The 14,023-nt window shown below is 69.5% G+C and carries 11 protein-coding genes and 1 pseudogene; 5 read left to right on the forward strand and 7 right to left on the reverse strand.

All coding sequences use genetic code 11. From position 1 onward, the window contains the following. Position 1: 1 nt before the first annotated feature. The gene (ftsH, locus tag ACJH6J_RS06830) at positions 2–2,260 is read right to left on the reverse strand and encodes an ATP-dependent zinc metalloprotease FtsH (RefSeq protein ID WP_212807294.1); all 2,259 of its coding nucleotides are present in this window, start codon (positions 2,258–2,260) and stop codon (positions 2–4) included. Between the two features lie 132 nt (positions 2,261–2,392). Here ftsH and ACJH6J_RS06835 point away from each other — a divergent pair, with 132 nt between their 5' ends. From ACJH6J_RS06835 to ACJH6J_RS06845, 3 genes and pseudogenes are all read left to right on the forward strand, one after another. After that, entirely contained in the window at positions 2,393–3,313 is a 921-nt protein-coding gene (locus ACJH6J_RS06835) for an alpha/beta fold hydrolase (RefSeq protein WP_305798790.1), read from the forward strand. Further along, positions 3,310–4,495 (forward strand): annotated as a pseudogene (locus ACJH6J_RS06840) (LLM class flavin-dependent oxidoreductase). Before ACJH6J_RS06835 ends, ACJH6J_RS06840 begins: the two are co-directional and overlap by 4 nt. Positions 4,496–4,500: 5 nt before the next feature. Continuing rightward, a complete protein-coding gene (locus tag ACJH6J_RS06845; RefSeq protein WP_318985397.1) occupies positions 4,501–5,211 on the forward strand; it encodes an SIMPL domain-containing protein in 711 nt (236 codons plus the stop codon). Here ACJH6J_RS06845 and ACJH6J_RS06850 read toward each other — a convergent pair. The 5 genes from ACJH6J_RS06850 to dacB are packed head-to-tail and all read right to left on the reverse strand — an operon-like array spanning position 5,208 to position 11,417. Further along, positions 5,208–7,424, reverse strand: a complete 2,217-nt coding sequence (locus tag ACJH6J_RS06850; RefSeq protein WP_406774097.1) for a molybdopterin-dependent oxidoreductase — start codon at positions 7,422–7,424, stop codon at positions 5,208–5,210. The two genes, ACJH6J_RS06845 and ACJH6J_RS06850, sit on opposite strands and share 4 nt — an antisense overlap. 19 nt (positions 7,425–7,443) lie before the next feature. Further along, on the reverse strand, positions 7,444–8,043 hold the full coding sequence (gene hpt / locus ACJH6J_RS06855; RefSeq protein WP_346415065.1) for a hypoxanthine phosphoribosyltransferase: 600 nt from the start codon (positions 8,041–8,043) through the stop codon (positions 7,444–7,446). A gap of 22 nt (positions 8,044–8,065) precedes the next feature. After that, complete coding sequence (gene tilS / locus ACJH6J_RS06860) at positions 8,066–9,022, reverse strand: tRNA lysidine(34) synthetase TilS (RefSeq protein WP_406774096.1); 957 nt, start codon at positions 9,020–9,022, stop codon at positions 8,066–8,068. Beyond that, complete coding sequence (locus ACJH6J_RS06865; RefSeq protein ID WP_406774095.1) at positions 9,001–10,050, reverse strand: zinc-dependent metalloprotease; 1,050 nt, start codon at positions 10,048–10,050, stop codon at positions 9,001–9,003. The genes tilS and ACJH6J_RS06865 overlap by 22 nt, the downstream gene beginning before the upstream one ends. Further along, positions 10,047–11,417, reverse strand: coding sequence for a D-alanyl-D-alanine carboxypeptidase/D-alanyl-D-alanine-endopeptidase (gene dacB / locus ACJH6J_RS06870; RefSeq protein ID WP_212807301.1), 1,371 nt, complete (start codon positions 11,415–11,417; stop codon positions 10,047–10,049). Before dacB ends, ACJH6J_RS06865 begins: the two co-directional genes overlap by 4 nt. Positions 11,418–11,506: 89 nt before the next feature. Here dacB and ACJH6J_RS06875 point away from each other — a divergent pair, with 89 nt between their 5' ends. Together ACJH6J_RS06875 and ACJH6J_RS06880 are read left to right on the forward strand one after the other, a co-directional pair. Next, positions 11,507–11,995: an inorganic diphosphatase gene (locus ACJH6J_RS06875; RefSeq protein ID WP_029118967.1), complete on the forward strand. Its 489-nt coding sequence runs from the start codon at positions 11,507–11,509 to the stop codon at positions 11,993–11,995. A gap of 65 nt (positions 11,996–12,060) precedes the next feature. Beyond that, positions 12,061–13,467: a lipase maturation factor family protein gene (locus ACJH6J_RS06880; protein WP_212807302.1), complete on the forward strand. Its 1,407-nt coding sequence runs from the start codon at positions 12,061–12,063 to the stop codon at positions 13,465–13,467. Here ACJH6J_RS06880 and ACJH6J_RS06885 read toward each other — a convergent pair. After that, positions 13,464–14,018: a TetR/AcrR family transcriptional regulator gene (locus ACJH6J_RS06885; RefSeq protein ID WP_212814550.1), complete on the reverse strand. Its 555-nt coding sequence runs from the start codon at positions 14,016–14,018 to the stop codon at positions 13,464–13,466. The two genes, ACJH6J_RS06880 and ACJH6J_RS06885, sit on opposite strands and share 4 nt — an antisense overlap. Positions 14,019–14,023: the final 5 nt, after the last annotated feature.

Consider the following 14,023-nt stretch of genomic DNA (forward strand, 5'->3'; position numbering starts at 1 on the left):
CCTACTCGTCGTTGGGTTTGGCAGGCGGCGGCGCCGGCTGCTGCGGGTACGGCTGGTAGCCCTGCGACGGACCGGGTTGTCCCCAGCCCGGCTGCGGGTACCACTGGCCCGGCTGGGCGTGGTGGCCGTGGCCGTGCTGCTGCGGTCCCTGGGGCGGCCAGCCCGGGGCCTGCCAGCCCGCGGGTGCGCCGTAATTCGGCTGGGTCTGCCCGTGCTGGGGCTGGCCGTTCGGCGCGGCGTGCGCGCCGTTGGTGCCGTTCACGCCGGATCCGGCGGCGGCCTGGCTGGCCGCGGCGATGGCCGCCTTGAACGCCGGCTCCTTGACGGGCGGGGGCCACGGCTCGCCGCGCTCGATGGCCAGCTCGCCGGGCGTCTTGATGGGCGGCTTCTCCGACGGAATCCGGCCACCGAAGTCGTCGAACAGCGTCAGGCGGGGCCGCTTCTCGACGTCGGCCAGGATGCGCTCCAGGTCGGGCCGGTGCAGCGTCTCCTTCTCGAGCAGCTCGCCGGCCAGGGCGTCCAGCTGGTCGCGGTACTGCGTCAGCACGTCCCACGCCTCGGTGTGCGCGGCCTCGATGAGCTTGCGCACCTCGTCGTCGATGTCGCGGGCGACCTCGTGGCCGAAGTCAGCCTGGGTGCCCATGGTGCGGCCCAAGAAGGGATCACCGTGCTCGGTGCCGTACCGGACGGCGCCCAGCTTGGCGCTCATGCCGAACTCGGTGACCATGGCGCGGGCGATCTTGGTGGCGTTCTCGATGTCGGACACCGCGCCGGTCGTGGGCTCACGGAAGATCAGCTCCTCGGCGGCCCGGCCGCCGATGGCCATGACCAGCCGCGCGATGAGCTCGGAGCGGGTCTGCATGCCCTTGTCGTCCTCGGGGACGGCGACGGCGTGCCCACCGGTGCGGCCGCGGGCCAGGATCGTCACCTTGTACACCGGGTCCAGGTGCGGCATGGCCCAGCCGGCCAGCGTGTGCCCGGCCTCGTGGTACGCGGTGATCTTCTTTTCCAGCTCGCTGATGATGCGGCCCTTGCGGCGCGGACCACCGACGACACGGTCGACGGCTTCCTCCAGCGCCGGGCCGGTGATCACGGTGGCGTTCTCGCGGGCGGTCAGCAGCGCGGCCTCGTTGATGACGTTGGCCAGGTCGGCGCCGGACATGCCGACGGTGCGCTTGGCCAGGCCGTCGAGGTCGGCGTCGGGGGCGATGGGCTTGCCGGCCGAGTGCACCCGCAGCACGGCCTTGCGGCCGGCCAGGTCGGGTGCCGAGACCGGAATCTGCCGGTCGAAGCGGCCGGGGCGCAGCAGGGCCGGGTCGAGGATGTCGGGCCGGTTGGTGGCGGCGATCAGGATGACGCCCTGGCGGTCGCCGAAGCCGTCCATCTCGACCAGCAGCTGGTTCAGCGTCTGCTCGCGCTCGTCGTGGCCACCGCCCAGGCCGGCGCCGCGCTGGCGGCCGACGGCGTCGATCTCGTCGACGAAGATGATGCACGGGCTGTTCTGCTTGGCCTGCTCGAACAGGTCACGCACGCGGGAGGCGCCCACACCGACGAACATCTCGACGAAGTCCGAACCGGAAATCGTGAAGAACGGAACCCCGGCCTCACCGGCGACCGCGCGGGCCAGCAGCGTCTTACCCGTTCCCGGCGGGCCGTACAGCAGCACGCCCTTGGGGATCTTGGCGCCGAGGGCCTGGTAGCGGCTCGGGTTCTGCAGGAAGTCCTTGATCTCGTAGAGCTCTTCGACGGCCTCGTCGACACCCGCGACGTCGGCGAACGTCGTCTTCGGCATGTCCTTGCCGAGCATCTTGGCGCGCGACTTGCCGAAGCCGAAGCCCATGCGGCCGCCGCCCTGCATGCGGGAGAACATGAAGAACAGGCCGACGAGCAGCAGCAGCGGCAGCAGGTAGATCAGCAGCGAGCTGAGGATGCTGCCCTGGTTGACGACGGTCTTGGTCTTGACGTTCTTGCCGTTGAGCGCATCGAACAGCGGCACCGCATAGCCCGTCGGGAACGACGTGATGATCTTGTTGCTGTTGTCGGTGTCGGCGCTGACGCTCTTCAGGTCCAGCCGGACCTGCTGTTCGCGATCGTCGATCTGGGCGCCGGTGACGTTCCCGGCGTTGATCTGGGCGACCGCGACAGACGTGTCGACCTGGTGATAACCGCGCGTGTCATCACTGAAATAGAAGAAAGACCAACCCAGCAGCAACACGACCGCGACGACGGTCAGGGTGCGGATGACGTTTTTTCGCTTCATCGACATATTTCGGCCGGCGAATACTCGTCGGCCAGGTCCTTCCGATACACAGATGCGGGATAGTTCACAGGTTACCGCTATGCAAACGATCGGCAGTTCCCGGAGGGAAACCTGTGCTTTGGTGAAACGGTGATGACGTCCACCAAACGGTTAGTCGAGACCAATGGCGTGCAGCTGCAGGTCACCGAAGCCGGCGACCGCGGCGCACCAGTCGTGGTGCTGGCGCACGGCTTCCCCGAGCTCGCGCACTCCTGGCGGCACCAGATCCCGGCGCTCGCCGCGGCCGGCTACCACGTACTGGCCCCCGACCAACGCGGCTACGGCTGTTCGTCGCGCCCGGCAGCCATCGAGGACTACGACATCATCCACCTCACCGGGGACCTGGCCGGACTGCTCGACGACGTCGGCGCCGAGCGCGCGGTGGTCGTCGGGCACGACTGGGGCTCGCCCGTGGTGTGCAACTTCGCACTGCTGCACCCCGACCGGGTGCGGGCGGTCGCCGCGCTGAGTGTGCCGCCGGTGCCGCGGGCATCGGCGCCGCCGACGGAAATCTGGCGCCGGCGGGTCGGCGACAACTACTTCTACATCCTGTACTTCCAGGAGCCGGGCGTGGCCGACTCGGCACTGGGCCGCGATCCGCGCAGCACGATGCGCCGGATGGTCGCGGAGGAAGGCTTCGCCGCGCCGCCGGACTCGCTGGCGGACACCCCGCTGCCGCCGCTGCCGGACTGGCTCCCCGAAGACGAATTCGAGACGTACGTCAGGGCTTTCACCGAGAGCGGTTTCACCGGTCCGCTGAACTGGTACCGCAACTTCGACCGGAACTGGAAGCTGACGGAGACCACCCCCGCCGCGACCATCACGGTGCCGACACTGTTCGTGGGCGGCACTGCCGATCCGGTCCTGAGCTTCACGCCGCGCGACCGGGTGCGGGACGTCGTCACCGGCGACTACCGCGAGGTCATGATCGACGGCGCCGGGCACTGGCTGCAGCAGGAACGGCCCGACGAGGTCAACGCCATCCTCATCGACTTCATCGGAGGAGTGAAATGACGGGTCGCCCACTGGATTTCGGGGCCTTCATCACACCGTTCCACCCGGTCGGCCAATCTCCCACCACCGCACTGGAATACGACCTGGAACGCACCGTCCGGCTGGACCGGCTGGGCTACGACGAGGTCTGGTACGGCGAACACCATTCCGGCGGGTACGAATTGATCGCCTGCCCCGAGGTTTTCATCGCCACGGCCGCCGAACGCACCAAGAACATCCGATTCGGCACCGGGCGTGGTGTCGCTGCCGTACCACCACCCGCTGATGGTCGCCGACCGCTGGGTACTGCTCGACCATCTGACCCGCGGCCGGGTGATGTTCGGGACCGGTCCGGGCGCGCTGCCGTCGGACGCCTACATGATGGGCATCGACCCCGTCGACCAGCGCCGCATGCAGCAGGAATCCCTCGAGGCCATCCTGGCCCTGTTCCGCGCCGCACCCGACGAGCGCATCACGCGGGAGACCGACTGGTTCACGCTGCGCGACGCCGCGCTGCACATCCGGCCGTACACTTGGCCGTATCCCGAGATATCCACGGCGGCAATGGTTTCCCCTTCCGGTCCGCGACTGGCCGGGCAGCTGGGCACGTCGCTGCTGTCGCTGTCGATGTCGGTGCCCGGCGGCTACGCCGCCCTCGAGACCACGTGGGACCTGGTGTGCGACCAGGCCGCGAAAGCCGGCCGGCCCGAGCCCGACCGGCGCAGCTGGCGGGTGCTGGGCGTCGTGCACCTGGCCGACACCCGGGAGCAGGCCATCGAGGACTGCACCTACGGTCTGGAGGATTTCTCGAACTACTTCGGCGCGGCCGGCTTCGTCCCGCTGGGCAGCCAGACCGGACCGGCGCCGACGTCCCGGCAGTTCGTCGAAGACTATGCGGCCAAAGGCAATTGCTGTATCGGCACGCCCGCCGACTGCATCGGCTACATCCAGGACATGCTGGACCGGTCCGGCGGCTTCGGCACGTTCCTGATGCTGGGCCACGACTGGGCGCCGCCTGCCGCCACCATGCACTCTTACGAACTGTTCGCCCGCGAGGTGATCCCCCATTTCAAGGGCCAGCTCACCGCGCCACGCGCCTCGCACGAATGGGCAAAAGGCCTGCGCGACCAGCTGTTCGGCCGGGTTGGCGAGGCCGTCGGCAACGCGATCGCCGAGCACAACAAAGACGCGTCGGTACGCTGACAACCATGCCATTTGCGACCCGACGTACTGCCGCCCTGACCCTCGCCGGACTTGCGATCGCCACCACCGTCGGCGTCGCCGGCTGCGGTTCCGACGACGCCAAGCCGGAGAGCCGCCAGGTCACAGTCGTCGGCAACGGCAAGGTCCAGGGCACGCCGGACACCCTGAACGTCACCGCGTCCATCGAGGCGACGGCGCCCGACGTCACCGCCGCCATGAACCAGACCAGCAGCCGTCAGCAGGCCGTGATCGATGCGCTGTCCGGGGCGGGCATCGACAACAAGGACATCGCCACCAAGCAGGTCGAGCTGCAGCCGGACTACCGCGACGCCGTCATCACCGGATACCGGGCCAGCAATACCATCGACATCAAGGTCCGCAAGCTCGACACCGCGTCGCAGGTGCTGGCGAAGATCGTCACCGCGGGCGGTAATGCCACGCGGATCAGCAACGTCGCGTACTCGATCGACGACGACTCGCAGCTGGTGAAAGACGCCCGCACGCACGCCTTCGACGACGCCAAGGACCGCGCGCAGCAGTACGCGCAGCTGTCCGGGTTGAGCCTCGGCAAGGTGATCTCGATCTCCGAGGCCACCGGCGGCACCACCCCGACGCCGTTGCCGGCGCCGCGGATGGCGATGGCCGAAGCCGTGCCGCTGTCCCCCGGTCAGCAGACCGTCAGCTTCTCGGTGACGGTGATCTGGGAACTCGGTTAGCCCGCCGCGGCAATTTCGACCGGAATGCCGTTCAGCACCGCGGTGCCCGACAACCGGTCCAGGTGGGTGCCGTCGTTGAGCTGGTTGACGTTGACGCCCGGATGGCTGCTCGCGAGCTGCTGACCGGTGCCACCGCGGTTGTGGCCCCAACCGTGCGGCAGCGACACCACGCCGCGCCGCATCACGTCCGTCACCTCGATCGGGGCCAGCAGTTCGCCGCCCGGGCCCTTGATGATCGCGACGTCGGTGAGGCCGAGGTCGGCGGCGTCGTCGGGGTGAATCTGCAGCGTGCAGCGGTTGGAGCCACCCGAGAGCGCGGGCAGGTTGTGCATCCAGCTGTTGTTGGAGCGCAGGTGGCGGCGGCCGATGAGCAGGAAGCCGCCGGCCGAGCGGCTCAGCGCCTCGCGTAGTCGTGCCACGTCGGCGACGATCGGCTCCGGCGCGAGTTCGATTCTGCCGCTGGGGGTTCGGAGCACCTCAGGGATTCTCGGCCGCATGGCGCCCAGGTCGATGCCGTGCGGGTTGGCCTTGAGCTTTTCGAGGGTTAGCCCGTCGGGCTTGGCGCCGAAGGCGTCACCGTAGGGCCCGAGCCGCAGCATCATGTCGAGGCGGCGCTCATAGCCGGGGCTGGCGGGGAGCATGGCCGTCAGTTCGTCGACGTCGCGGCCGGCGACCGGGGAATCCGGGTCTTGCGTCTCCTTGGCCAAGGTCAGCGCGATCACCTGCGCGTCGACCAGGGCGGGATCCGCTTGTGCCCCAAGACCGGTCAGGATCAACGCGATACGCGACAGGATTTCGGCCTCGCCCGGCCGGTCGGCCAGCGGCAGCACCGGCGGCGAGTATCGCACGTTGTTGCGCACCGCGAGGTTGTTGAGCAGCACGTCGAAATGCGGACTCTGCGAAGGCGGGGGCGGCGGCAGGATGACGTCGGCGTGCCGCGTGGTCTCGTTGAGATACGGGTCGACCGACAGCATGAATTCGACACTGTCCAAGGCCTTGTCGAGCCGGTCGCCGTCCGGCGCGGACAGCACCGGGTTCCCGGCGATGGTGATCATCGCCTTGATCTGCCCCTCGCCCGCGGTGTCGATCTCCTCGGCGAGCGCGGTGGCCGGCAATTCGGACATCACCTCGGGGTAGCCCGAGACCCGACTGGCCCACCGGCCCGTCCGGAAGCCGCGGCCCGGCTTCGGTGGCCGCGGCGCCGGGACCGCGGCGCCGAGCGGGAACATCACCCCGCCGGGCCGGTCCAGGTTGCCGGTGAGGATGTTGATGACGTCGACGAGCCAGCTGCCGATCGTGCCGAATTCGACTGTGGAGGTGCCGATCCGGCCGTACACCGCCGCCGTCGGCGCCCCCGCGAGCTCACGGGCCAGTTCGCGGATCTCGTCGGCGCCGACGCCGCAGGCCTGTTCGACAGCCTCGGGCGCGAAGTCGGCGGCCAGCGCGCGGACCTGCTCCACGCCGATGACGTGCTCGGCGTTCGCACCGAGATCGACCAGACCTTCGTCGAACAGCACATGCACGACGGCGAGCAGCAGCGCCGCGTCGGTCCCGGGGCGCGGCGCCAGATGCCGGTCGGCGAGCTTGGCGGTCTGGGTGCGCGCCGGGTCGATCACGACGAGCTTGCCGCCGCGCTTCTTCAGCGCCCGCAGCTTGCCGGGGAAATCGGCGGCCGTGGTCACGCTGCCGTTGGACACCAGCGGATTCGCGCCGATGATCACGAGATGGTCGGTGCGGTCGAGGTCGGGCACGGTGAACGCGCCCGGGCTGCCGAACATCAGGCCCAGCGCAACGTGTTTGGGCATCTGGTCGAGCGTGCTGGCGCTGAACACCTGGCGGGTGCCCAGGGCTTTGAGGATCAGCGGGGCATACAGCGCACCCGCGATCGTGTGCGCGTTCGGGTTGCCGAGGTAGACCCCGACCGACGCGCCGCCGTGCGCGGCGATCACCGCGCCGAGCCGATCGGCGACGACAGCGTAGGCCTCGTCCCAGGTGGCCTCGGTCAGTACGCCGTCACGGCGGACGAGCGGGCGGGTCAGCCGGTCCGGATCGTTGTCGAGCTCACCGAAGCTGGCGCCCTTGGGGCAGATGAAGCCCGCGCTGAAGACGTCATCGTGATCACCACGCGCGCCCGTGACACGGCCGTCCTCGAGGGTGAGGGTCAGGCCGCAGGTGGCTTCGCAGAAGGGGCAGATCCGGAGGGCGGTGTCCATGCTCCGGATTCTGCTCCGACTAGTGCTGTTCGTACACCTTCGGATCGAGCGTGCCGATGTACGGCAGGTCACGGTAGCGCTCGTCGTAGTCCAGGCCGTAGCCGACGACGAACTCGTCGGGGATGTCGAAGCCGATGTGTGCGACGTCGATGTCGGCGCGCATGGCGTCGGGCTTGCGCAGCAGCGTGCACACCCGTAGGGAGCGCGGGCCCCGCGTCGCGAGGTTGCGCAGCAGCCACGACAGCGTAAGGCCCGAGTCGATGATGTCCTCGACGATCAGCACGTCACGGCCGCTGATGTCGCGGTCGAGGTCCTTGAGGATGCGCACGACGCCCGACGACGAGGTCGACGACCCGTACGAGCTGACCGCCATGAACTCGAGCTGGGTCGGCAGCGGGATCGCGCGGGCCAGGTCGGTGACGAACATGACCGCGCCCTTGAGCACCGTGATCAGCAGGAGATCCTGGTCGCCCGCGTCGGCGCGGTAGTCCTCGGCGATCAGCGCGGCCATCTCGGCGATGCGCGCCTGAACCTGCTCCTGAGACAGGAGAACCGACTTGATGTCACCCGGATACAGATCCACGGCAACAGCGTGCCATGCCTCCGCGCCGAGTACCAAGACCGTCCCGCTCGGCGGTCGCTCACACGGGCCGGGCGGCGACTGTGAGCTGTCCGGCGCGGCGGGTCACGATCAATCGCTGGTACCGCAGCGGCGAGCTGACGGCGGCGCCGCCCTGCCCGTGCCAATCCGCGACGAGCGCGTCGACGGCGCGCAGCTGGACGTCGGTGAGCGTGGTGGCGCCGACGCTCAGCAGCCAACCGCGGATCACCCGGCGGCGCAGCGCGGCGGGCAGGTCCTCGAGCCCGGCAATGGTGAGGCCCTCGCCGTCGCGCAGTGCGGCCAGGTGCCCGGCGGCCAGGGCGTCGAGGGCGTCGTTGTCCTCCCGCAGCGCGGCGGCGGTACGGGTCAGGGCCGGCGCGACGCCACCGGCGAGCACGTCCTCCAGCAGCGGCAGCACCTCGGTGCGCAGCCGGACCCGGGTGTAGCGCGGGTCGGTGTTGTGCGGGTCCCGCCAGGGCGTCAGTCCCAGTTCGGCGCAGACCGCTTCGGTGTCGGCGCGCCGCACCTCCAGCAGGGGCCGTCCCCACGGTGGGTCCCAAACCCGCATGCCGGCAATGGATCTCGGGCCCGAGCCGCGACCCAGGCCGAGCAACACCGTCTCGGCCTGGTCGTCGAGGGTATGCGCGAGCAGCACCGGAGCACCGTCGCGGGCGGCGTCCAAGGCGGCGTAGCGCGCCGTGCGGGCCGCGGCTTCCGGCCCGCCGTCGGTACCGACATCGACGGAGAGCACTTGCGCGTCAACGCAACCCAACTGCCGGGCCTGTGCCGCCGCAGTGGCAGCCACGTCGGCCGATCCGGTTTGCAGGCCGTGGTCGACGATCAGCGCGACGGTCGGTTTGAGGGCGGCGGCGACGGCGGTCAGTGCCAGCGAGTCGGCGCCACCGGAGAGCCCGACGCACCACCGGTCGGCCGGGTGCCGGCGCGCGAAGGCGGTGACGGCCGCGCGCAGCGGGGTCAGAGCACTCGATCGATCCATCGCCGCGGCTCGTCGATTTCGGTTGGCAGCGGCAGGGTTTCGGCATCGGTCCAGATCGCGTTGAACCGCTTCATGCCGACGGTCGACACCACCTCGTCGACGAACTTCTTGCCGCGGGTGTACTGGGCGATCTTGGCGTCGACCCCGAGCAGGGCGCGGACAATCCGTTGCAACGGGGACTGTTTGCGGTGGCGGCGCTCGTCGAACCGGCTGCGGATGGTGGCGACCGACGGCACGACCGCCGGGCCGACGGCGTCCATGACGTGATCGGCGTGCCCTTCCAGCAGCGTCCCCAGCACCAGCAGCTGATCCAGCGCACGCTGCTGCTCGTCGGACTGCATGATGCGCATGATGCCCAGAATGCCTTGCGAATTCGCGTCGGCGTCGCCGTCACGCTGCGCCCGCACGTACTCCGCCAGTCGGCCGATGACGTCACCGGCATCCAGACCGGATTCGTCGGTCAGCACGGCGAGCGCCTGTGACATGTGTTCGGTCAGCCACGGGTTCGCGCGGAACTGCACGCGGTGCGTCACCTCGTGCAGGCACACCCACAGCCGGAAGTCGGCGGGCTCGACCTTCAACTGCCGTTCCGCGGCAAGCACATTCGGGGCGACGAGAAGCAGTTCGCCCCCGTTCGCCGCAAACGGGTCGTACTGCCCGAGGATGCCCGACGACACGAACGCCAGCACCGCGCCCGTCTGCGCCCCGGCGATCCGTCCGCCCAGCTTCGCGGCCAGGCCTGTGGGACTGGAGGTTTCGCCACCGGTCATCACCCGCATGGAGTCGGCGGCAGCACGCACCCAGTCCTGCCGGTCGACGACGCGCGCTTCGGGCACTTCGGCGCCCTCGTTGAGGAGCGTCACCTCGCGCACCGGGAGCTCGGCCCGGCGCGCCGAATCGGCGAGCTGTACTCGTACCTGGTTGCGGGTGTAGTCGGTGGTCGCCGGTTCCGGGCGGGTCAGCTTTGCCCCGACCGTGGCAGCGAAGCCCCAGTCGACGGCCCGGCCGACGGTCGGTTTCCGGCTCACGTGCCGCACCCGCAGGACCGGAACGCCGCGGCGAGGGCGTCCAGCGCGGTGCGTCCTTCCGGACCGGCGTTGTTGGAGATGAGCGCGAAGGTCAGGACCCGCCCGCTCTGGTCGGTGACGATGCCCGCCAGCGCGTTGGTGCCGGTCAGTGAACCGGTCTTCGCGCGCAGGTATCCGGCCGACGAGGTGTCGGCGTAGCGGTTCCACAGCGTGCCACTGCCGCCCGCGATCGGCAGGACGTCGAGCAGCGGGCGCAGTCGGGGCTCGCTGGTGCCCGCGGCCGCGTTGACGACGTCGTCCAGGACCGTGGCGGTGAGCCGGTCGTTGACCGACAGGCCGCTGGCGTCGAACAGCGTCGCACCCGAGGTGGTCAGTCCGGCCTTCGCCAGCTGTCCGAGAACGGCACGTACCCCGCCGTCGAAACTCTGCGGCTGGTTCACCGCGGCGGCGACCTCCCGGCCGATCGACTCGGCCATCACGTTGTCGGAGGCGCCCATCATCTCGCGCAGGCGCTCGATCAGCGGCGGCGACTGCACTGCCGCGAGCTGCTGGCCGCCGGCAGGGGTGCTGCGAAGGGTCACGTTGGCGGGGTCGACCCGCAGCGCGGCCGCCAGGGCACAGCCGGCGTCGAGGGCCGGTGTCGTCGAGCGCTTGGACTCGACCGTCGTGGGCTGGACGCGACCGGCGTCGACCATCACCGACTGGATCGGCGCCCAGTCACCGCCCTCGATGTCGGCGACGTCCCAGCCCGGCGCCATGGTCGGGCCCGAGTAGAGGCTGGTGTCGACCTGAATGGCCCGGGGCGTGACGCCGGCCTTGCGGACCTGGTCGGCCAGATCGGAAATCCGGGCCGCGTCGCCGTACCAGGTGTCGGTGCCCGGCGGCGCCGCCGACAGCGTCGGGTCGCCGCCGCCCTTGAGCACCACGACGCCCGGGGTGTCGCCGGACACGACCGTGGTGGTCAGCCGGGCGTTGCGGTCGAGGGTCAGCAGGGCCGCGGCCGCCGTGAGGGTCTTGTTGGTGGACGCGGGCTGCAGCGGGACGTTCTCGCTCAGCCCCCACACCTGGGTGCCGGTGATGGCATCGGTGATCCGGCCCCCGAGAATGCCGAGATTCGGGTTGGCGGCCAGCGGCGCCAGCACGGCGGCGAGCTGCGCGGGCACCACTTGCGGCGCGTTGTCGGAGACCGGTTGCACGGCTGGTCGGGGCGAGACGAGCGCGGGCTGGGGCTTGACCGTCGCCCCGGCTGCCGGGACCGCATCGTGCCGCGTCATCACCGCGGCGGCCGCCACCAGCGCGGCAACCAGCACGAGAACTGCCACACCGATCACCACGTGGGTCGATCGGCGCCACCGGGTGGGCCGCATGTTGCTCCTGAACTCGTACGGGTCACTCAGCAGGGTATCGCTCGTCTAAGGTGTAGCCCGTTATCAGCACAGAGCTAAGGAGTCTCCCGGTGGAGCACGAAGTCGTCATCGAGATCCCCAAGGGTTCGCGCAACAAGTACGAAGTGGACCACGAGACCGGACGGGTGAAGCTCGACCGCTACCTGTTCACCCCGATGGGTTACCCCACCGACTACGGGTTCTTCGAGAACACCCTCGGCGAGGACGGCGACCCGCTGGACGCGCTGGTGCTGCTGACCGAGTCTGTCTTCCCGGGCTGCATCGTCGACGCCCGCCCGGTCGCCATGTTCAAGATGACCGACGAGGCCGGCGGCGACGACAAGCTGCTGTGCGTGCCCGCCGGTGACCCGCGCTGGGACAACGTCCAGGACCTGAGCGACATCTCGGAGTTCGAACTGGACGCCATCAAGCACTTCTTCGTCCACTACAAGGACCTGGAGCCGGGCAAGTTCGTCAAGGCCGCCGACTGGGTCGGCCGCAAAGAGGCCGAAGAAGAGCTGGCCCGCTCGATCGCCCGGTTCGAAGAGCAAGAGCACTAGTCTTTCGTTTTCCCCGAGCCTGACCCGCCGTACGCTGGAAAGCAGCGGCGGGTCAGGAATCGGCGATGGATTGGTTCACAGCACCCGAATACTGGTTCAGCCGGCTGGTGCTGGAGCGTGGCATCGCCGGCGTCTACCTGATTGCCTTCCTCTGCGCCGCAAGGCAATTCCGCGCCCTACTCGGCGCACAGGGCATGTTGCCCATTCCGCGATATCTGTCGGCGGTGTCGTTCCGGCAGGCGCCCAGCACCTTTCACTGGCATTACTCCGACCGGTTCTTCGCGGCCGTCGCCTGGTCGGGTGCCGCACTCAGTACCGCGCTGGTCGCGGGCGCCGGCGACCTCGTGCCGCTCTGGGCGGCGATGCTCCTGTGGCTGCTGCTGTGGGTGCTGTACCTGTCGATCGTCAACGTCGGGCAGCGGTGGTACGCCTTCGGCTGGGAGTCCCTGCTGCTGGAGGCCGGATTCCTCGCGGTGTTCCTCGGCAACGACTCCGTGGCGCCGCCCGTGCTGGTGATCTGGCTGGCGCGGTGGCTCGTCTTCCGCACCGAGTTCGGCGCCGGGCTGATCAAGCTGCGCGGTGACCGGTGCTGGCGCGATTTGACGTGCCTCTACTACCACCACGAGACGCAGCCGATGCCGGGCCCGCTGAGCTGGTTCTTCCATCACCTGCCCAAGCCGCTGCACCGGGTCGAGGTCGCGGTCAACCACTTCACGCAGCTGGTGGTTCCGTTCGGGCTGTTCGCACCGCAGCCCGTCGCCACCATCGCGGGCGCGATCGTGGTGGTCACGCAGCTCTGGCTGGTGATCTCCGGTAACTACGCGTGGCTGAACTGGTTGACGATGGTGTTGGCGTTCAGTGCGATCGCCGGGCCGGCGTCCGCCACACCCCTGCCCGCCGCAGCGCCGACGTGGTTCGTGGTGCTCGTCATCGGATTCAGCGCCCTGGTCGTGGTGCTGAGCTACTGGCCGGTGCGCAACCTACTGTCGCCGCAGCAGCGCATGAACGCATCGTTCGATCCGCTGCACCTGGTGAACACCTACGGCGCCTTCGGCTCGATCGGCCGCGTCCGGCGCGAGGTGGTGATCGAGGGCACCGACGATGACGACATCACCGACGAAACCGTCTGGCACGAATACGAATTCAAGGGCAAGCCCGGCGCCGTCGGCCGGCTGCCGCGGCAGTGGGCGCCCTACCACCTGCGACTCGACTGGCTGATGTGGTTCGCCGCGATCTCGCCGACCTACGGGCGCCAGTGGTTCGCCGGCCTACTGGAGCGATTGCTGCGCGGCGACGCGGACACACTGAAACTGTTGCGGCACAATCCGTTTCCGGATTCGCCACCCAAGTTCGTCCGCGCGCGGATCTTCCGCTACCGCTACGCCACTCCCCACGAACTGTGGCACGACCGGGTGTGGTGGCACCGGACGCCGGAAGGCGAGTACTTCCCGCCGGTCACGCTGCCCGACTAGTGCGCGGCTTCGATCCGGCCGGCCAGCATCGCGGTCCAGTCCGCGATGTACTCGTCATCGGGGATGTCCACCTGCGGGGCGTGGAAGACGACACGTGTCGCCTGCTTGCCCAGCAGCGCGTTGACCCCGACCACGGCGATCCGCCGGGCGTCGGCCGGATCGAGGCGGGGCGCGCAACCCCTGATCCAGTCGGTCAGCTCGCTGTAGAGGCCGTCGACCAGAGCGGCATAGGCGGCGTTGACGCGGTCCGACTGGTCGGCCGGTGTGCGGGCCGCCACCTGCAGGAACTGGCTTTCCTGGTTCAGGACGCTCAGCACGTACCGGCCGAGCAGCGTGAGCTCGGTCCGCAGCTCGCCCTCGCCGGCGAACAGTGCGCTGATGTCGTGCATCGCGCGACGCCGGTCCAACTGCCTGTCGATCCCCGCGGCGAGGACGGCCTCTTTGGTCTTGAAGTGGTTGTAGAGGGCGCCGCAGCCGGGCACCAGGCCGGCCGCCTTCTCGATCTGGGTGATGCTGGTGGCTTTGTAGCCCTGCTCGCTGAACAGCCGCATGGCCT

Source organism: Mycobacterium sp. SMC-18, assembly GCF_045310895.1.
Lineage (GTDB): Bacteria > Actinomycetota > Actinomycetes > Mycobacteriales > Mycobacteriaceae > Mycobacterium.

Bases quoted from the DNA above. Each gene is read 5' to 3' on its own strand.
- ftsH (WP_212807294.1), bottom strand. From the start codon at position 2,260: ATGAAGCGAAAAAACGTCATCCGCACCCTGACCGTCGTCGCGGTCGTG.
- ACJH6J_RS06835 (WP_305798790.1), top strand. From the start codon at position 2,393: ATGACGTCCACCAAACGGTTAGTCGAGACCAATGGCGTGCAGCTGCAG.
- ACJH6J_RS06845 (WP_318985397.1), top strand. From the start codon at position 4,501: ATGCCATTTGCGACCCGACGTACTGCCGCCCTGACCCTCGCCGGACTT.
- ACJH6J_RS06850 (WP_406774097.1), bottom strand. From the start codon at position 7,424: ATGGACACCGCCCTCCGGATCTGCCCCTTCTGCGAAGCCACCTGCGGC.
- tilS (WP_406774096.1), bottom strand. From the start codon at position 9,022: ATGGATCGATCGAGTGCTCTGACCCCGCTGCGCGCGGCCGTCACCGCC.
- dacB (WP_212807301.1), bottom strand. From the start codon at position 11,417: ATGCGGCCCACCCGGTGGCGCCGATCGACCCACGTGGTGATCGGTGTG.
- ACJH6J_RS06880 (WP_212807302.1), top strand. From the start codon at position 12,061: ATGGATTGGTTCACAGCACCCGAATACTGGTTCAGCCGGCTGGTGCTG.
- ACJH6J_RS06885 (WP_212814550.1), bottom strand. From the start codon at position 14,018: ATGCGGCTGTTCAGCGAGCAGGGCTACAAAGCCACCAGCATCACCCAG.